This is a genomic window from Streptomyces sp. DT2A-34, assembly GCF_030499515.1.
Classification (GTDB): Bacteria; Actinomycetota; Actinomycetes; order Streptomycetales; family Streptomycetaceae; genus Streptomyces.
This window is the reverse complement of the sequence record NZ_JASTWJ010000001.1, coordinates 2,116,659-2,135,820: the sequence shown is the minus strand read 5'-3', so window position 1 is coordinate 2,135,820 and position 19,162 is coordinate 2,116,659. Positions and strand designations below refer to the sequence as shown.

13 protein-coding genes and 2 pseudogenes are annotated in these 19,162 nt (G+C 70.8%); 10 read left to right on the top strand and 5 right to left on the bottom strand.

The annotated features are described in order from the left end of the window. Window positions 1-142 precede the first annotated feature (142 nt). From QQM39_RS09195 to argF, 5 genes are all read left to right on the top strand, one after another. Window positions 143-1,066 carry an LLM class F420-dependent oxidoreductase gene (locus tag QQM39_RS09195; RefSeq protein ID WP_301996203.1) on the top strand — a complete coding sequence of 308 codons (924 nt, stop codon included), beginning with the start codon at window positions 143-145 and terminating at the stop codon, window positions 1,064-1,066. Window positions 1,067-1,520: 454 nt separating this feature from the next. Next, window positions 1,521-3,023, top strand: coding sequence for a 3' terminal RNA ribose 2'-O-methyltransferase Hen1 (locus QQM39_RS09190; RefSeq protein WP_302003529.1), 1,503 nt, complete (start codon window positions 1,521-1,523; stop codon window positions 3,021-3,023). Then, window positions 3,020-5,605, top strand: a complete 2,586-nt coding sequence (locus QQM39_RS09185) for a polynucleotide kinase-phosphatase (RefSeq protein ID WP_301996202.1) — start codon at window positions 3,020-3,022, stop codon at window positions 5,603-5,605. Before QQM39_RS09190 ends, QQM39_RS09185 begins: the two co-directional genes overlap by 4 nt. Before the next feature lie 185 nt (window positions 5,606-5,790). After that, window positions 5,791-7,014: an arginine deiminase gene (locus QQM39_RS09180; RefSeq protein ID WP_301996201.1), complete on the top strand. Its 1,224-nt coding sequence runs from the start codon at window positions 5,791-5,793 to the stop codon at window positions 7,012-7,014. An 86-nt stretch (window positions 7,015-7,100) separates the two neighbouring features. After that, window positions 7,101-8,108 (top strand): ornithine carbamoyltransferase, encoded by a 1,008-nt coding sequence (gene argF, locus QQM39_RS09175; RefSeq protein ID WP_301996200.1) that lies wholly within the window; start codon window positions 7,101-7,103, stop codon window positions 8,106-8,108. 49 nt (window positions 8,109-8,157) lie between these two features. Here the strand turns inward: argF and QQM39_RS09170 are convergent, their stop codons facing one another. Beyond that, window positions 8,158-8,610 carry an ATP-binding protein gene (locus QQM39_RS09170; RefSeq protein WP_301996199.1) on the bottom strand — a complete coding sequence of 151 codons (453 nt, stop codon included), beginning with the start codon at window positions 8,608-8,610 and terminating at the stop codon, window positions 8,158-8,160. A 304-nt stretch (window positions 8,611-8,914) separates the two neighbouring features. Between QQM39_RS09170 and QQM39_RS09165 the strand changes: the two genes are divergently transcribed. After that, on the top strand, window positions 8,915-9,742 hold the full coding sequence (locus QQM39_RS09165; protein ID WP_301996198.1) for an enoyl-CoA hydratase family protein: 828 nt from the start codon (window positions 8,915-8,917) through the stop codon (window positions 9,740-9,742). 3 nt (window positions 9,743-9,745) lie between these two features. Further along, on the top strand, window positions 9,746-12,139 hold the full coding sequence (locus QQM39_RS09160; RefSeq protein WP_301996197.1) for a bifunctional salicylyl-CoA 5-hydroxylase/oxidoreductase: 2,394 nt from the start codon (window positions 9,746-9,748) through the stop codon (window positions 12,137-12,139). Window positions 12,140-12,170: 31 nt separating this feature from the next. Here the strand turns inward: QQM39_RS09160 and QQM39_RS09155 are convergent. From QQM39_RS09155 to QQM39_RS09140, 4 genes and pseudogenes are all read right to left on the bottom strand, one after another. Next, a pseudogene (locus QQM39_RS09155) lies at window positions 12,171-13,091 on the bottom strand (GTP-binding protein); the annotation flags it as partial. 1 nt (window position 13,092) lies between these two features. Continuing rightward, window positions 13,093-13,296, bottom strand: a pseudogene (locus tag QQM39_RS09150) (phosphoadenosine phosphosulfate reductase family protein); the annotation flags it as partial. A gap of 14 nt (window positions 13,297-13,310) precedes the next feature. Continuing rightward, window positions 13,311-14,123, bottom strand: coding sequence for a PaaX family transcriptional regulator C-terminal domain-containing protein (locus tag QQM39_RS09145; RefSeq protein ID WP_301996196.1), 813 nt, complete (start codon window positions 14,121-14,123; stop codon window positions 13,311-13,313). Between the two features lie 15 nt (window positions 14,124-14,138). Beyond that, on the bottom strand, window positions 14,139-15,752 hold the full coding sequence (locus tag QQM39_RS09140) for an AMP-binding protein (protein ID WP_301996195.1): 1,614 nt from the start codon (window positions 15,750-15,752) through the stop codon (window positions 14,139-14,141). 186 nt (window positions 15,753-15,938) lie between these two features. On the opposite strand from QQM39_RS09140, the gene QQM39_RS09135 reads away from it, so the two are divergent. The 3 genes from QQM39_RS09135 to QQM39_RS09125 all read left to right on the top strand — a co-directional run bounded on the left by QQM39_RS09135 (window position 15,939) and on the right by QQM39_RS09125 (window position 18,262). Next, window positions 15,939-17,156: an acyl-CoA dehydrogenase family protein gene (locus tag QQM39_RS09135; protein WP_301996194.1), complete on the top strand. Its 1,218-nt coding sequence runs from the start codon at window positions 15,939-15,941 to the stop codon at window positions 17,154-17,156. After that, window positions 17,153-17,551, top strand: a complete 399-nt coding sequence (locus QQM39_RS09130; RefSeq protein ID WP_301996193.1) for a RidA family protein — start codon at window positions 17,153-17,155, stop codon at window positions 17,549-17,551. Before QQM39_RS09135 ends, QQM39_RS09130 begins: the two co-directional genes overlap by 4 nt. A 252-nt stretch (window positions 17,552-17,803) precedes the next feature. Further along, on the top strand, window positions 17,804-18,262 hold the full coding sequence (locus QQM39_RS09125; RefSeq protein ID WP_301996192.1) for a DUF6299 family protein: 459 nt from the start codon (window positions 17,804-17,806) through the stop codon (window positions 18,260-18,262). Window positions 18,263-19,162 lie beyond the last annotated feature (900 nt).

Sequence of the window (19,162 nt, the reverse complement as noted above, 5' to 3'; positions counted from 1 at the left end):
CCGAGCCAACGATCACCGTCGGGGGCGGTCACTGGCCCGGGCAGGGGGCGGCAACGGGGTGGACGGAATTCACCCGACCGTGGACGCGGAGGGCCGGGGGACCGGTTCGGTCCACCGATGGCGCGGCGTGCAGGATGGACGTATGGATCTTCGCATCTTCACCGAGCCCCAGCAGGGCGCCACCTACGACACCCTCCTCACCGTGGCGAAGGCCACCGAGGACCTCGGCTTCGACGCCTTCTTCCGGTCGGACCACTATCTGAAGATGGGTTCCGTGGACGGTCTTCCCGGCCCCACCGACGCCTGGATCACGCTCGCCGGCCTCGCGCGGGAGACCAAGCGGATTCGCCTCGGGACCCTGATGACCGCCGGCACCTTCCGGCTGCCCGGCGTGCTCGCCATCCAGGTCGCCCAGGTCGACCAGATGTCCGGCGGCCGTGTCGAACTCGGCCTGGGGGCGGGGTGGTTCGAGGAGGAGCACCAGGCGTACGGCATCCCGTTCCCGAAGGAGAAGTTCGGGCGGCTGGAGGAGCAGCTTGCGATCGTCACCGGGCTGTGGGCGACCGAGGTCGGTGCGACCTTCGACTTCCACGGGAAGTACTACGACCTCAGCGACTCGCCTGCCCTGCCCAAGCCCGCCCAGGACCGGATTCCGGTTCTGATCGGCGGACACGGCACCACCCGTACTCCGCGGCTGGCCGCCAAGTACGCCGACGAGTTCAACATGCCGTTCGCCTCGGTCGAGGACAGCGAGCGGCAGTTCGGGCGGGTGCGGGCCGCCGCTGAGGAGGTCGGCCGCAAGCAGGACGAGCTCGTCTGCTCCAACGCTCTCGTCGTGTGCGTCGGCAAGGACGACCAGGAGGTCGCCCGTCGTGCCGCCGCGATCGGACGTGAGGTGGACGAGCTGAAGCTCAACGGGCTCGCCGGCTCCCCGGCCGAGGTGGTCGAGAAGATCGGCCGGTACCAGGAGATCGGGTCGCGGCGGCTCTACCTCCAGGTCCTCGACCTGGCCGACCTGGACCACCTCGAGCTCATCTCCTCCCAGGTCCAGTCGCAGCTGTCGTAGCCACGCCGTGCCTCGGGCAGCGATGGCATGGACGCGCTGCCCGAGGCGCCGTCCGCGCCCTGCGGAGATCCGTCATGGAGGACTCCTTTTCGCGGGTGCGGTGGTGTGCCGTGGAATTGCCGAGGAGTTAACGGTTCGCCTTCGCCTCGGTCAAAACGGACTGGTCTTGGCGGTCATGTTCTCGGGCGTTTGTCTCTCCGGTTTCGGGACTCTCCGGTGATCGGTGATTCTTTTCCGGTCCTCAACGGCCGCTTATTCCTACGGCCTTCAGGTTCACCGAGACGCCGCTGCACCAGGGCGCGGGCGTCGCCGTCGGTGGAATTCTCCATTCCCTCCAGGGTTTCCGGTCCATCGCCGGTGATGGCGGTGGCCGGCGAAAAATGCCTGCGTACGGCCGGGCGGCGGACTGTACGTTGTGGTGTCCGCAGTTCAGACCACATTCGAGGCAACCACCGTGTTCCTGACGATCAGTACCACCGGCACGCCGGAACGCCCGGCCACCGATCTCGGCTACCTGCTGCACAAGCACCCCGAGAAATCGCAGGCGTTCTCCACCTCCTACGGCAAGGCGCACGTCCTCTACCCGGAGGCGGACGCCGAGCGCTGCACGGCGGCGTTGCTGCTGGAGGTCGATGCCGTGGCACTGGTCCGGCGCGGTAAGGGCAAGGGCCGGGGCGGAGCGCCCGACGCGGCGCTCGCGCAGTACGTCAACGACCGTCCGTACGCGGCCTCCTCGCTGCTGGCCGTGGCGCTGAGCGCCGTCTTCTCCAGCGCGATGCGGGGCGTGTGCAACTCCCGGCCCGAGCGCGTCGCGCAGCCACTGCCTCTGCGTATCGAGGTGCCCGCGCTCCCGGCCCGAGGCGGCCCGGAGCTCGTACGACGGCTCTTCGAACCGCTCGGCTGGGCGGTGACCGCCGAGCCCGTGCCGCTGGACACCGAGTTCCCTCAGTGGGGCGACTCGCGGTACGTCCGTCTCGTCCTGGAGTCGGACGCGCTGACCCTCGCCGAGGCCCTGCGTCATCTGTACGTCCTGCTGCCGGTTCTCGACGACGCCAAGCACTACTGGGTCTCCTCCGACGAGGTCGACAAGCTGCTGCGGGCCGGTGCGGGCTGGCTGCCGGACCACCCGGAGCAGAAGGTGATCACCAGCCGGTATCTGTCGCGCCGCTGGTCGCTGACCCGGGAGGCGATGGAGCGGCTGGAGCTCGTGCGGCTCGCCGAGGCCGACGACAGCGAGGTCGAGGACATCGACAACGCCGTCGAGGCGGAGGGGGAGACGGAAGAGAAGCCGACGCCGCTCGCCGTGCAGCGGCGGGACGCGATCACCGCCGCGCTGAAGGCGTCCGGTGCCGCCCGAGTGCTCGACCTCGGGTGCGGGCAGGGGCAGTTGGTGCAGGCGCTGCTGAAGGACCCGGCGTTCACCGAGATCGTGGGCGTCGACGTGTCGATGAGGGCGCTGACCATCGCCGGTCGGCGGCTGAAGCTGCACCGGATGGGGGAGCGGCAGGCCTCGCGGGTGAAGCTCTTCCAGAGCTCCCTCGCCTACACCGACAGCCGGCTCAAGGGCTACGACGCCGCGGTGCTCAGCGAGGTCATCGAGCACCTCGACCTGCCGCGGCTGCCCGCCCTCGAGTACGCGGTGTTCGGCTCCGCCCGCCCGCGGACGGTTCTGGTGACGACCCCGAACGTCGAGTACAACGTCCGCTGGGAGTCCCTTCCGGCCGGGCACGTCCGGCACGGCGACCACCGCTTCGAGTGGACCCGTGAGGAGTTCCGGGCCTGGGCGGAGGCGGTGGCCGGACGGCACGGGTACGGCGTGGAGTTCGTGCCCGTGGGGCCCGACGACCCGGAGGTGGGGCCGCCCACCCAGATGGCCATGTTCGAGATGAGCACGGCCGAGATGAGCACGGCCGCCACGAAGGACGACGTGAACGAGAAGGAGGCGAAGGCCGCATGAGCGAGACCACCCGGGCAACCGAGGGGCGGGTCCTGCCCGTCACCGACCTTTCCCTCGTCGTACTCATCGGCGCCTCCGGCTCCGGCAAGTCCACCTTCGCCCGCCGGCACTTCAAGCCCACGGAGGTCATCTCCTCCGACTTCTGCCGCGGCCTGGTCTCCGACGACGAGAACGACCAGAGCGCGACCCGGGACGCCTTCGACGTCCTGCACTACATCGCGGGCAAGCGCCTGGCCGCCGGCCGTCGTACGGTCGTCGACGCCACCAGCGTGCAGCAGGACGCCCGACGGCAGCTGATCGGCCTGGCCAAGCAGTACGACGTGCTGCCGATAGCCATCGTGCTCGACGTGCCGGAGCAGGTGTGCGCCGAGCGCAACGCGGGCCGCACCGACCGGGCCGACATGCCGCGCCGGGTCATCCAGCGGCACACCCGTGAACTGCGCCGGTCGCTCAGGCACCTGGAGCGCGAGGGCTTCCGCAAGGTGCACGTCCTGCGGGGCGTCGAGGACGTCGAGAACGCCACCGTCGTCACCGAGAAGCGCTTCAACGACCTGACCCACCTCACCGGCCCCTTCGACATCATCGGTGACATCCACGGCTGTGCCTTCGAACTGGAGGCGCTGCTCGGCAAGTTGGGCTACGTCGACGGTGTGCACCCGGACGGCCGTACCGCCGTCTTCGTCGGCGACCTCGTCGACCGCGGCCCGGACAGCCCGGGTGTGCTGCGGCGTGTCATGTCGATGGTGAAGTCGGGCAACGCGCTGTGCGTGCCGGGCAACCACGAGAACAAGTACGGGCGTTACCTCAAGGGCCGCAAGGTCCAGCACACCCACGGGCTGGCCGAGACCATCGAGCAGATGGAGGGCGAGAGCGAGGAGTTCCGGGCCGAGGTACGGGAGTTCATCGACGGGCTCGTCAGTCACTACGTCCTCGACGGCGGCCGGCTGGTGGTCTGCCACGCCGGTCTGCCCGAGAAGTACCACGGGCGTACGTCCGGCCGGGTGCGCTCGCACGCGCTGTACGGCGACACCACCGGGGAGACCGACGAGTTCGGGCTGCCGGTGCGCTACCCGTGGGCGGAGGACTACCGCGGCCGGGCGGCTGTGGTGTACGGCCACACTCCGGTGCCGGAGGCCACATGGCTGAACAACACCATCTGCCTGGACACCGGTGCCGTCTTCGGCGGCAAGCTGACCGGACTGCGCTGGCCGGAGCGGGAACTGGTCGACGTACCGGCCGAGCAGGTCTGGTACGAGCCGACGAAGCCGCTGCGGGCGGAGGCACCCGGCGGGCACGACGGGCGACCGCTGGACCTGGCGGACGTGCACGGGCGCAGGGTCGTGGAGACGCGGCACGCCGGCCGGGTGTCCGTCCGTGAGGAGAACGCGGCGGCGGCCCTGGAGGTCATGAGCCGCTTCGCCGTCGACCCGCGCCTGCTGCCGTACCTCCCGCCGACGATGGCACCGACGGCCACGAGTCACGTCGAGGGATACCTGGAGCACCCGGCGGAGGCCTTCGCGCAGTACAAGGAGGACGACGTCGAGCGGGTCGTGTGCGAGGAGAAGCACATGGGTTCGCGGGCGGTGGCCCTGGTGTGCCGGGACGCGGAGGTCGCGCGCAAGAGGTTCGGGGTCGACGGTCCCACCGGGTCGCTGTACACCCGTACCGGTCGCCCCTTCTTCGACGACGAGTCCGTGACGGAGACGATCCTGGAGCGGGTCCGGGGCGCTGTGACCGAGGCCGGTCTGTGGGCGGAGCTGGAGACGGACTGGGTGCTCCTCGACGCCGAGCTGATGCCGTGGTCGCTCAAGGCCTCCGGCCTGCTGCGCTCGCAGTACGCGGCGGTCGGCGCCGCCTCCGGGGCCGTGTTCCCCGGTGCGCTGGCCGCCCTCGAGGGCGCCGCGGCGCGCGGCGTCGACGTGTCGGGGCTGCTGGCGCGCCAGCGCGAACGTGCCTCGGACGCCGCCGCGTTCACGGAGGCGTACCGCCGCTACTGCTGGACGACGGACGGCCTGGACGGCGTACGCCTGGCCCCGTTCCAGATCCTGGCGGTTCAGGGCCGCAGCCTCGCCGCGCTCCCGCACGACGAGCAGCTCGCGCTCCTCGACCGGCTGGTGGAGCACGACAGCACGGGGCTGCTCCAGACGACCCGACGCCTGTACGTCGACACCGGCGACCCGGACTCGGTCCAGGCCGGCGTCGACTGGTGGCTGGAGATGACGGGCCGCGGCGGCGAGGGCATGGTCGTCAAGCCGCTCGGTGCGGTGCTGCGACGGGGGTCCCCCCGCTCGAGCGAAGCCGAGAGTGGGGGAAAGGCGGGCCGCTTGGTGCAGCCGGGTATCAAGTGCCGGGGCCGCGAGTACCTGCGGATCATCTACGGTCCCGAGTACACGCGCCCGGACAACCTGGCTCGGCTGCGGCAGCGGTTCCTCAACCACAAGCGGTCCCTCGCCCTCCGCGAGTACGCGCTGGGGCTGGAGGCCCTCGACCGGCTGGCGGACGGCGAGCCGCTGTGGCGGGTGCACGAGGCGGTGTTCGGGGTGCTGGCGCTGGAGTCGGAGCCGGTGGACCCGCGGCTGTGACGGTCATGCCGGGGAGCGGCTGCCGCTGAGTTCCCGGCCACCAGTGACGTACTGGTGGCCGGGGCGGCCAGGATCCGACCGCTCGCCCCCGTCCCGGTGCGTGCGGCCTGCTTTCCGTCAGAGAGACGAAAACGGAAACGGTCGAGCAGGGGGTGAACTCGGTCGCCGATGGTCAGGATGGAGGCATGGGATTCCATGTCGACTCCGAGGCCGGGCGGCTGCGCCGCGTCATCCTGCACCGGCCGGATCTCGAGCTCAAGAGGCTCACCCCCAGCAACAAGGACGCGCTGCTCTTCGACGACGTGCTGTGGGTGCGCCGGGCGCGCGCCGAGCACGACGGGTTCGCCGACGTCCTGCGTGACCGTGGCGTCACCGTCCACCTCTTCGGCGACCTGCTCACCGAGGCACTGGAGATCCCGGCGGCCCGGCGGCTCGTCCTGGACCGGGTCTTCGACGAGAAGGAGTACGGGGTCCTGGCCACGGACCACCTCCGCGCGGCCTTCGAAGGCCTGCCCTCGTCCGAGCTCGCCGAGGCCCTCGTCGGCGGCATGACCAAGCGGGAGTTCCTGGAGGCGCACCCCGAGCCGACCTCCGTGCGCTTCCATGTCATGGAGCTCGACGACTTCCTCCTCGCGCCCCTGCCCAATCACCTCTTCACCCGCGACACCTCCGCCTGGATCTACGACGGCGTCTCCGTCAACGCCATGCGCTGGCCCGCCCGCCAGCGCGAGACCGTGCACTTCGAGGCGATCTACCGGCACCACCCGCTGTTCCGTGAGGAAACGTTCCACGTCTGGTCCGAGGGGCAGGCCGACTACCCCTCCACCATCGAGGGCGGGGACGTCCTGGTGATCGGCAGCGGCGCCGTCCTCATCGGGATGAGCGAACGGACCACGCCCCAGGCCGTCGAGATGCTCGCCCACAAGCTGTTCGCCGCCGGGTCGGCCCAGACGATCGTGGCCCTCGACATGCCCAAGCGGCGCGCCCTCATGCACCTCGACACCGTGATGACGATGGTCGACGGCGATGTCTTCACCCAGTACGCCGGGCTCGGCATGCTCCGCTCGTACACCATCGAACCGGGCGCCGGCGACAAGGAGCTGAAGGTCACCGACCATCCGCCGGAGCACATGCACCGCGCGATCGCCGCCGCCCTCGGTCTGAGTGAGATCCGGGTCCTGACCGCGACGCAGGACGTCCACGCGGCCGAGCGCGAGCAGTGGGACGACGGCTGCAATGTGCTGGCCGTCGAGCCGGGTGTCGTCGTCGCCTACGAGCGGAACTCCACCACCAACACGCATCTGCGCAAGCAGGGCATCGAGGTGATCGAGATCCCGGGCAGCGAGCTGGGGCGGGGGAGGGGTGGGCCGCGCTGTATGAGCTGTCCGGTCGAGCGGGAGGCTGTATAGGGCGGCTGTATAGGGCGGCCGTATAGAAATGCTGATGGTCGTATAGACTTCCAAGGTCCCTGTTCTCGTACCTCTGGAGCGCCCCCATGGCGACTGTCCCGACCGCCCTCGCCGGCCGCCACTTCCTCAAGGAGCTCGACTTCACCGCGCAGGAGTTCCGCGGACTGATCGAGCTGGCCGCGGAGCTGAAGGCCGCCAAGAAGGCCGGGGCCGAGACGCAGTACCTGCGGGGCAGGAACATCGCGCTGATCTTCGCGAAGACCTCGACGCGCACGCGCTGCGCGTTCGAGGTCGCGGCCGCGGACCAGGGCGCCTCGACGACGTACCTCGACCCGTCCGGCTCACAGATCGGCCACAAGGAGTCCGTGAAGGACACCGCGCGCGTGCTGGGGCGGATGTACGACGGGATCGAGTACCGCGGGGACAGCCAGGCGAAGGTGGAGGAGCTGGCCGCGTACGCCGGCGTGCCCGTCTACAACGGCCTGACCGACGACTGGCACCCCACCCAGATGCTCGCCGACGTGCTGACGATGACGGAGCACAGCAGCAAGCCGTTCGAGGAGATCGCCTTCGCCTACCTGGGCGACGCCCGCTTCAACATGGGCAACTCCTACCTGATCACCGGCGCCCTGCTCGGCATGGACGTCCGGATCGTCGCGCCGAAGACCTACTGGCCCGCCCAGGAGATCGTCGACCGGGCCCGGGAGCTCGCCGAGACCAGCGGGGCGCGCATCACCCTCACCGAGGCGGTCGGGGAGGGCGTGGCGGGCGCCGACTTCGTCGCCACCGACGTCTGGGTCTCCATGGGTGAGCCCAAGGAGGTCTGGGACGAGCGGATCGCCGCGCTCGCTCCGTACGCCGTGACCATGGACGTCCTGCGCGCCACCGGGAACCCGGACGTCAAGTTCCTGCACTGCCTGCCGGCCTTCCATGACCTCGGCACGAAGGTGGGCCAGGAGATCTTCGAGAGCCACGGGCTGGAGTCGCTGGAGGTGACCGACGAGGTGTTCGAGTCGGCGCACTCGGTGGTCTTCGACGAGGCGGAGAATCGGATGCACACGATCAAGGCGGTGCTGGTGGCGACGCTGGGTTGAGTGGCGGCAGCCGCACATTCAACACAGCCTCGCGCCCCTCGGGGGCGCGTCACATCGGGCGGCGTTGAGCCGGCACGACCGGCAGTCTGAACCACACCGCCTTGCCGGAGTCGGTGGGGCGGTGGCCGCAGGACGAGCTCAGGGTGCGGATCAGCAGCAGGCCCCGCCCGTGCTCCTGCCAAGGGTCGGGCTCACCCTGGGTCGGCCGGGTCAGGTTGCCCGGCGGTGCCGGGTCCGGGTCGTGCACCTCGACCTGGCAGCCGGACGGCAGCAGCTCCACCACCAGCTCTATCGGGCCGTTCCCCGCGGTGTGCTCCACGGCGTTCGCGACCAGCTCCGCGGTGAGCAGCTCCGCGGTGTCGCTGTCGGCGGCGTGCTCCAGCTCGGCCAGCGCCGTACGGACCAGTGCGCGGGCGACAGGCACGGCCGCGACGGTGTGCGGCAGTGCGATGCGCCAGGAGGCGGAGGCTGCGGGGCGATCTTGCAAGGCGGGTCCGTTCATGAGCAGGCTGTCCTGCTTTCAACCTTATGAATGGTACGGCGCCACCCGGCAGAGGCATCCGAAGGGCACCGTTCGGGACCTTCGGCCCCGACTGCTGGGCGGCTTACCCGGGTGAACGGTCGGCCTCCCGCGGCTGATCCCGCCGTTACGGCGGTGTCGCGGAGTCGTGACGGATGTGACGGGACCAGGTCACACCCGAACGGTCTATTGCGCACTCATGACGACAGTCAAAGTTAGGTGATAACTTCGAGGGGTAGAGCTCCGTGAGGCAGTGCCCGCCGTCCGCCCGAGGAGGCCGCACGTCATGAGTCCCTTCACCGGCTCCGCCGCCCGCACCTCCGACTGGAAACATCTGCGGGTCGAGCACGCCGACGGGGTCGCCACCGTCACCCTCGCCCGCCCCGAGAAACTCAACGCGCTCACCTTCGGCGCCTACGCCGACCTGCGCGATCTGCTTGCCGAGCTGTCCCGGGAGAGGGCGGTACGGGCCCTGGTGCTGGCCGGAGAGGGCCGCGGTTTCTGCTCCGGCGGCGACGTCGACGAGATCATCGGCGCGACCCTGTCCATGGACACCGCCCAGCTTCTCGACTTCAACCGGATGACCGGGCAGGTCGTGCGGGCCGTGCGGGAGTGCCCGTTCCCGGTGATCGCGGCGGTGCACGGGGTGGCGGCCGGGGCCGGAGCGGTTCTGGCACTCGCGGCCGACTTCCGGATCGCCGACCCCACCGCCCGCTTCGCCTTCCTCTTCACCCGGGTGGGCCTGTCGGGCGGCGACATGGGCGCGGCGTATCTGCTGCCGAGGGTGGTGGGGCTCGGTCACGCGACCCGTCTGCTCATGCTGGGCGAGCCGGTACGGGCCCCGGAGGCCGAGCGGATCGGCCTGATCAGCGAGCTGACGGACGAGGGCAGGGGGGACGAGGCCGCACAGGCCCTCGCCCGCCGCCTGGCCGACGGCCCGGCCCTGGCCTACGCGCAGACGAAGGCCTTGCTGACGGCCGAGCTGGACATGCCGCTGGCGGCGGCGGTGGAGATGGACGCGTCGACGCAGGCCCTGCTGATGAACGGCGAGGACTACGCGGAGTTCCACGCGGCCTTCACGGAGAAGCGTCCACCGAAATGGCAGGGGAGGTAGGGCATGACCTCGGCCGAGGGGACTGCACCCACCCCAGGGGCGCGGGGCCGTATTGCATGTGCGGCTACCGCCGCGCGGGCGCGACCAGCCACAAAGAACCCGCAGCCGCCGCCGACGACCAGCCACCCCCTACGAGTCGCAATCACCGGCGGCGGCCCCGGAGGCCTCTACGCCGCAGCCCTCCTCAAACGCCTCGACCCATCCCGCGAGGTCACCGTCTGGGAACGCAACGCCCCCGACGACACCTTCGGCTTCGGAGTGGTCCTCTCCGACGAAACCCTCGGCGGCATCGAACACGCCGACCCAGTCGTCTACGAGGCCCTACAACAGCACTTCACCCGCTGGGACGCCATCGACATCGTCCACAGAAACACCCGCCAAACCTCCGCAGGACACGGCTTCGCGGCCCTCGGCAGAAAACGGCTCCTGGAAATCCTGCACGCCCGCTGCCGCGACCTCGGCGTAGAGCTCCGCTTCCGCTCCGAGGCCCCCTCCTCCGCCTGGCTGGCGGAAACATACGACCTCGTCATCGCCGCAGACGGTGTGCACAGCGCCACCCGCGAGGCCTACACCCATGTGTTCCGCCCCCATGTGGCCGAACACCACTGCCGCTATATCTGGCTAGCCGCAGACTTCGCCTTCGAATCCTTCCGCTTCGAGATCGCCGAGACCGAGCACGGCGTGATGCAACTGCACGGCTACCCGTACGCGGCCGACGCCTCCACGGTGATCGTCGAGATGCGGGAAGAGGTCTGGCAGGCGGCCGGGTTCGCGGAACTCGACGAGCAGGAGTCCGTCGAGCGCTGCGCCAAGATCTTCGCGGAAGCGCTCCGCGGCCGGCCCCTGAAGTCCAACAAGTCGGCGTGGACCAACTTCCGCACCGTCGTCAACGAGCGCTGGTCGCACGAGAACATCGTGCTGCTCGGCGACGCCGCCCACACCGCCCACTTCTCCATCGGCTCCGGCACCAAGCTCGCCGTCGAGGACGCCCTCGCGCTCGCCGCCTGCCTGGAGGAACAGCCGGACATCGCAAGCGCCTTGAGCGCGTACGAGGAGGAGCGCAAGCCCGTCGTCGCCTCCACGCAGCGCGCCGCCCGCGCCAGCCTGGAGTGGTTCGAGAACCTCGGCCTCTACCTCGACCAGCGGCCCCGCCAGTTCGCCTTCAACCTCCTCACCCGCAGCCGCCGCGTCACCCACGACAACCTGCGCCTGCGCGACGCCCACTTCACCGAGGCCGTGGAGCGCGACTTCGGCTGCCCGCCCGGCACGCCCCCGATGTTCACGCCGTTCCGGCTGCGCGGCCTGACCCTGCGCAACCGGGTCGTCGTGTCCCCGATGGACATGTACTCCGCCACGGACGGCGTCCCCGGAGACTTCCACCTGGTCCACCTCGGCGCCCGCGCCCTCGGCGGCGCCGGACTGGTGATGACCGAGATGGTGTGTGTCAGCCCCGAGGGGCGGATCACCCCCGGCTGCGCCGGCCTCTACAACGGCAAACAGGGCGAGGCCTGGCGGCGGATCGTCCGGTTCGTGCAGACCCAGGCGCCCGGCACCGCGATCGGCGTGCAGCTCGGCCACAGCGGCCGCAAGGGCTCCACCAAGCTGATGTGGGAGGGGATCGACGAGCCCCTGGACGACGGCAACTGGCCCCTCGTGGCCCCGTCCCCGATCCCCTACAAGCCGTACAGCCAGACTCCGCGCGAGCTGACCCGCGCCCAACTCACCGACATCCGCGAGCAGTTCACGGCCGCCGCCTGGCGCGCCGCCCGGGCCGGCTTCGACCTCCTCGAACTGCACTGCGCGCACGGCTACCTGCTCTCCGGCTTCCTCTCCCCGCTGACCAACCGCCGCACCGACGCCTACGGCGGCTCCCTCGACAAACGGCTCCGCTTCCCGCTGGAGGTCTTCGACGCCATACGGGGCGTATGGCCCGAGGAACGGCCCATGACCGTCCGCATCTCCGCCACCGACTGGGCCGACGGCGGCACGACGGCCGAGGACGCCGTCGAGATCGCCCGCGCCTTCGCCGCGCACGGCGCCGACGCGATCGACGTGTCGACCGGGCAGGTTGTGGCCGACGAGCAGCCGGAGTTCGGGCGGTCGTACCAGACGCCGTACGCGGACCGGATCCGGCACGCCACCGGCCTCCCGGTGATCGCCGTCGGCGCGATCTCCTCCTGGGACGACGTCAACTCCCTGATCCTGGCGGGCCGCACGGACCTGTGCGCCCTCGCCCGCCCCCACCTGTACGACCCGCACTGGACGCTGCACGCCGCGGCCGAGCAGGGCTACGACGGGCCGGGCGTCGTCTGGCCGGCTCCGTACCGGGCGGGCAGCCGCCGCCCGCAGACGGGACGCACGGACGCCCCCAAGCCCCGCCTGACGCTCGGGACTTGAGGGCGTACGACCCATCTGTGGGGGAGGCTTTCTACAGGTCGACCATCCCCGCGGTCAGTGTCGCACCGTCCGCGGGGTCGATCAGGAGGAACGCGCCCGTGCGCCGGGAGACCGCGTAGTCGTCGAGCGCGAGTGGCTCGGCGGTGTGCAAGGTGATCCGGCCGAGATCGTTCGCGGTCAGCTCGGCTGCGCCGGCCAGGTCCTCGACGATCGCCTTCACGATCCGCGTCGTGTGCCTGACCAGCACGCGGTCACCGGCCTTCAGCGGCCGGTCGGCCAGATGACAGACCGCGGCCCGTACCTCTTGTGTGAGCGTCGGGGCGTCGACACCCGCGGTGATGAGGTCGCCGCGCGCGACGTCCCGCTGGTCGGCGAGACGGACGCCGATCGACTGCGGCGCGTACGCCACGTCGACGTCCCTGCCGAGTACGTCGATGCCGGTGATCTCGGAAGTCCCGCCGGACGGGTGCACGGTGACGCGGTCGCCGACCCGCAGCGTCCCCGACGCCAACTGCCCCGCGTAGTGGCGGACTTCGCCGTGCCGGATGACGTACTGGACGGGGAAGCGGGCGGGGGCGTCGGCCGGGTCGGCGCCGACCGGGACGTTCTCCAGGAACTCCAGGAGCGCCGGGCCGCCGTACCAGTCCATGTGAGCCGAGCGCTCCACGACGTGGTCGCCGACGAGCGCCGAGACCGGGATCGGCGTGCAGCCGGGCAGGCCCAACTCGGCCGCGTGGCCCGCGAAGGCCTCGACGATACGGTCGAACGCCTGCTCCTCGTACCCGACCAGGTCCATCTTGTTGACGGCGAGGACCACATGCGGCACCCGGAGCAGGGCTGCCACGGCGGCGTGCCGGCGGGTCTGTTCGACGACGCCGTGGCGGGCGTCGACCAGGATGATCGCCAGCTCGGCGGTGGAGGCGCCGGTGACCATGTTGCGGGTGTACTGCACAGACGTCCAGCTCGGTCCAGTTGGACAGCGGGAACACGCGGACGTGCTCGCCGGGCGCGTGGCGGCCGTTGTACAGGTTCCACAGCTCGGGCCGCTGCCGGCGCGGGTTCCACTGCGAGAACTCGTCCCGCAGGCTGAACACCCGCTCCTTCGCCCGAGCCTTCTCCTCGTCGCGCCGCCCGCCGCCGAAGACCGCGTCGAACCTCAATGGTGTTGAGGTCACAGGCCCGCGTACGTGGCCCCCGCGTCCCTCAGCCGCTCGTGCAGTCCCCGGAAGACGGCCGCCGAGCGGACGCCCGGCCAGTCCTCGGGCAGCAGCCGGGCGGGCAGGCCGGGGTCGGTGTAGGGGAGGTGGCGCCAGCAGTCGAGGGCGAGGAGGTAGTCGCGGTAGGCCTCCTCGGGCGGGGTGTCCTGCCGGTGCTCCCACTCGTGCAGCACGCGCGCGTGGCGGTCGAGGAACGCCTCGTGCTCCTTGGCGATCGCGGCCAGGTCCCACCAGCGGGCGACCGTCTCGGCGGTCGGCGCGAAGCCGAGGTGCTCGCCGCGGAAGAAGTCGACGTACTCCTCCAGGCGCAGCCGCTGCAGGGTGTGCCGGGCCTCCTCGTACAGCCGTGCCGGAGCGATCCACACGCCCGGCGCCGCCGTCCCGAAGCCGAGCCCGGCCAGCCGGGAGCGCAGTACGTGCCGCTTCTGCCGCTCGGACTCCGGCACCGAGAACACCGCGAGCACCCAGCCCTCGTCCTCGGGCGGCGCGGTGGTGTAGATGCGCCGGTCGCCGTCGTCCAGCAACTGGCGGGCCTCCGGGGACAGTTCGTACCCGGCCGCGCCCTGGGCGGTACGGGCCGGCCGCAGCAGCCCGCGTCGCTTCAGCCGCGACACCGAGGAACGTACGGAGGGGGCGTCCACGCCGACCGCGGCCAGCAGTCTGATCAGCTCGGCGACCGGCACCGGGCCGGGCATATGGCGGCCGTAGGCGCCGTAGAGCGTGACGATGAGAGACCGTGGTGCATGCTGGTCGGACACGTTGATCATCTTAGGTCGTACGGATCACTGCTGGTCACCCTGCGGGTCACCATCCGCGCGAAGCCGGAAACGCTGGAGCTTGCCGGTTGCGGTGCGCGGCAGCGCGTCCAGGAAGACGATCTCGCGCGGACACTTGTACGGCGCCAGCTCGCCCTTGACGAACGTGCGCAGGGCCTCAGCGTCCCGTCGCGCACCCTCCCTGAGCACCGCGTACGCCACCACGACCTGACCGCGCGCCTCGTCGGGCCGCCCCACCACCGCCGTCTCCAGCACATCCGGATGGCGCAGCAGGGCCTCCTCGACCTCCGGGCCCGCGATGTTGTAGCCGGCTGAGATGATCATGTCGTCCGCGCGGGCGACATAGCGGAAGTAGCCGTCACTCTCCCGGACGTAGGTGTCGCCCGTGATGTTCCAGCCGTCGCGCACGTACTCGCCCTGCCGGGGATCGGCGAGATAGCGGCAGCCGACCGGCCCGCGCACGGCGAGCAGACCCGCTTCCCCGTCGGGCTGCTCCCGGCCCTCGCGGTCGACCACGCGCGCTTGCCAGCCCGGCACCGGCACCCCGGTCGTGCCGGGCCTGATGTGCTCGTCGGCCGCCGAGATGAAGATGTGCAACAGCTCGGTGGCGCCGATGCCGTTGATGATGCGCAGGCCGGTCCGCTCGTGCCAGGCCTGCCAGGTGGCGGCGGGCAGGTTCTCGCCGGCCGAGACACAGCGGCGCAGGGAGGAGATGTCGTGCGAGTCGAGCGCGTCGAGCATCGCGCGGTAGGCCGTGGGCGCGGTGAACAACACGGACACCCGGTGCTCGGCGATCGCGGGCAACAGCTGCTTCGGGCCGGCCTGTTCGAGGAGCAGCGCGCTGGCGCCGGCCCGCATCGGGAAGATGACGAGCCCGCCGAGGCCGAAGGTGAAGCCGAGCGGGGGACTGCCGGCGAAGACATCGCCCACATGGGGGCGCAGCACATGTTCCGCGAAGGTGTCCGCAATTGCGAGCACATCCCGGTGGAAGTGCATACATCCCTTGGGCCGTCCGGTGGTACCGGAGGTGAAGGCGATGAGCGCGACGTCGTCGGCCGCGGTGTCGACGGCGGGGTACGGCGCCTCGGGCGCCGGCCGGTGCAGCAGGTCGTCGGGGGTGTCACCGCCGTACGTCGCGATCCGCAGCCCCGGTATCTCGGCCTTGGCGAGGTCGTCGACGGCCCGTACGTCGCACAGCGCGTGCCGCACCTGGGCGATCTCGCACATGGTCCGCAGCTCGTGGGGCCGCTGTTGGGCCAATACGGTGACGGCGACCGCGCCGGCCTTGAGCACCGCCAGCCAGCAGGCGGCCAGCCACGGCGTCGTCGGGCCGCGCAGCAGCACCCGGTTGCCCGGGACGACGCCGAGGTGGTTGGTGAGCACATGTGCGAGCCGGTCGACGCGGGCGCGCAGTGTGCCGTACGTCCATGTGGCGCCGGACGGGGTGTGGAACACGGGCCGCTCGTCGTCAGGGCCGTCGAGCAGTTCGGCGGCCGCGTTGAGCCGATCGGCGTAGCGCAGCCCCGGAAGGTCGAAGCGGAGCTCGGGCCACTGGTCGGGCGGCGGCAGATGCTCGCGGGCGAAGGTGTCGACGTGGGCGGAGCGGTGCAGACCGGCCATGGCGGTTCGCCCCCTTGCCGTGTGGGCTGCCTTGTGGGCGTCGTGCTTCTGGGCTCGCGGTGGGCTCGCACAGGGAGCGTATCGTGTTGGTGACGACAGTCAATGGTGCGCGATACCGTCGGAGAGGGCTCGTCGAAGGGGTCCGTCGAGGGGGCCGTCGCTGACGGCTCCGCAGGGAGGTCGGCAATGCCCGCATTCTCACTCGATCCGCCGCAAACCGCATGGTGTGCCGAACTGCGCACCCTGGCCGCCGAACGACTGCGCCCGCTCGCGGAGAAGGGCGAACCCGGGCACGTCAACCGCCCGCTGGTCGCCGAACTCGGTCAACTGGGCCTGATCGAGCGGCTGTTCACCTCGGGAGCCGTCGACCTGTGCCTGATGCGGGAGTCCCTCGCGTACGCCTGCACGGAGGCGGAGACCGCGCTGGCCCTCCAGGGCCTGGGCGCGCATCCCGTCCATGCGTACGGCACCCCGGCCCAGCGCGAGCGCTGGCTGCTCCGGGTGGCCGAGGGCAGCGCGGTGGCGGCCTTCGCGCTGAGCGAGCCGGGGGCCGGGTCGGACGCGGCGGCGCTGGAGTTGCGGGCGGAACGGGAGGCGTCGCGGCCGGGGGAACTGGGAGGGCCGGGGGAATCAGGAGAGCCGGGGGAATCGCCGGCCGCCCCGCTTGCCGCCGAATCCGACGGCCCCGCCCGCTGGCGGCTCACCGGCGAGAAGTGCTGGATCTCCAACGCTCCCGAGGCCGACTTCTACACCGTCTTCGCCCGCACCACCCCCGGCGCCGGCGCCCGTGGCGTCACCGCCTTCCTGGTCCCCGCCGATCGCCCCGGCCTCACCGGAGCGGGCCTCGACATGTTGTCCCCGCACCCCATCGGCGCCCTCACCTTCGATGCCGTCCCCGTCACCGCCGAGGACATGCTCGGCGGGGCCGACCGCGGCTTCCGGGTCGCGATGGGCACCCTCAACCTCTTCCGGCCCAGCGTCGGCGCCTTCGCCGTCGGCATGGCCCGGGCGGCCCTGGACGCGACCCTCGCCCACACCGCTCAACGGGAGGCGTTCGGCGGCAAGTTGAAGGACCTCCAGACGGTCGCCCACCAGGTCGCCGAGATGGCCCTGCGCACGGAGGCCGCCCGTCTCATGGTGTACGCGGCGGCGACGGCGTACGACGAAGGCGCCCCGGACGTCCCGAAGCGGGCCGCGATGGCGAAGCTGCTCGCCACCGAGACCGCGCAGTACGTCGTCGACAAGGCCGTCCAGTTGCACGGCGCCCGCGCCCTGCGCAGCGGCCACCTTCTGGAACACCTCTACCGCGAGGTGCGGGCGCCGCGCGTCTACGAGGGCGCCAGCGAGGTCCAACGGGGCATCATCGCCAAGGAGTTGTACGCGAACATGGAGGCCGGTCAGTGAGCACCGAGCGCGTCAACCCGCCCCGCCTCTCCCCGGCCACCGGCTTCTCCCACGCGGTCGTCGCAACCGGCTCACGGGTCGTCTTCCTGGCCGGTCAGACCGCCCTCGACGCGGACGGCAAGGTCACCGGCGACACCCTGCCAGAACAGTTCGAGCGGGCCCTGGCCAATCTGCTGGCCGCGCTCGACGCCGCCGGCGGCACCGCTGCCGACCTCGCGCGGGTCACGGTCTACGCCACGGACGTCGCCGCGTACCGCGCCAGGGCCGCCGAACTCGGCCGTATCTGGCGGCAGTTGGCGGGGCGGGACTATCCGGCGATGGCGGTCGTCGAGGTCGTACGCCTGTGGGACGAAGAGGCGATGGTGGAGCTCGACGGGTTCGCCGTACTGCCGTAGGCAGGCTCCAGCCCTGTTCGCTGGTGGGAACACATGGTGCACCTCCACATTGGGCGGACGAGCTGTGTGGGTGGTCCATATGGGTAGACCATGCTCCCGTTGCGCGGTGTCGATATGTGGCTCCGGCGCGGGGCATCGGAACGGCCCGATGTCGGGGCGGACTCGCCACCGAAGGGGTGACGGTCACGGAGATGGGCGCACCCGCCAGGTACCAGTGGAAGGCCCCATTCCGATTATCCGGGAGGTCGTCCCATGCCCCTGCGCCCCGCTCTCGCCACCGCCGCCGGTGCCGCCCTGCTTCTGCTGGTCGCCGCCCCGTCGGCCCCCGCCGACTCCGCCGCCCCCGCCGACCCCAAGGAGACCGTGACCATCGACGACACGGGCCGTATCGCCGCGGACGGCACCGTCACCCTGTCCGGCACCTACCGCTGCGTGGACGCCACGGGGCCCGTGTTCGTGAGCGCCACCATCGGCCAGCGGTCCTCCGACCTCCGGCACGGCATCGGCGGCACCCTCGCCGTGTGCGACGGCAAGGTGCACAGCTGGAAGAACATCGGCAAGCCCCAGACGGGCACGTCCTCGGGCCCCCTCAAGGCAGGCAAGGTGTACGTCGAGGCCACCATCGTCGAACTCCACCCCGTGGGCGGCCTGCCCCTGCCCCGCTTCCACGCCCTGCAGGACAAGCAGGACATCATGCTGACCAAGAGCTGACCGAGAGCTGTGGGCCGGGCCCTCGGGCCCGGCCCCAGGCCGCCGACTTTCCCCGATCCGGCCGAGATCGTCGAACTCTGGCCACATCGGGGTCAGTTCGCGCCGGTGCGCCTTCCTGCCAGCCATTCGCCCTTGTCTCGACTAATCGCCGAATGGCAGCCTGAGGTCGGCCGGTCGGGCGAGTGCCCCGAAATCCGGTGCGATAAATTGAGTCGTCAATCAATTTGACCAGGAGAAGACGCTCGAAAACGCACTCCGGCGGGGGGCTGCCGGGCAGTGATCCCGAACCGGATTGCTATCCGATTCGGCCGGCTTGACTCAACGGGGGTAGTTTCGTGGTGCACGAACGGAATGTTCGTCAGTCGCGCCTGCATGTCCGGGGCGGTGTGCCTGGGCAGGTCGTCCAGCATCGCGCGGAACCATTTGCCCTGGTAGGGCTGCGCCTCGTACCTCAGACCTGGCGCAGGGTCGCGTCGTTTTCGCGTGGTGGCCGGTTTCGATCACACGCGTCTCAGGCGCTCGAAGTCGAGCCGCCTGCCACTTGATGGCCACTTCACCCCGCTGCTTTTACCTGGAAAAGCTTTGCGAAGTGCCCGATCGGCGGGCGGCAACCGCTACCGGCCCGCTTTTCCCGGATGCCGGCCCGGAGTCACCTCTCGTTGATTCCGTCCGCCCTGCTGAGGAGCTGAATTGCCCCAAGATCGCGGAGCACATGACTTACCCGCCATAACCGAGTTTCTACTTTCCCGCGTCGTTGAGCTGCTGGATGTACCCAAGGACGCGGTGGACCGTCGGGCGCCTTTGCACCGATACGGAGGCTCCTGTGCCGGCAGCCGAGGTGCCGAGCACCTCCCGACGGCGCGGGAGCCTCGTACGGTGCGGACGCCGACCGGACGGTCC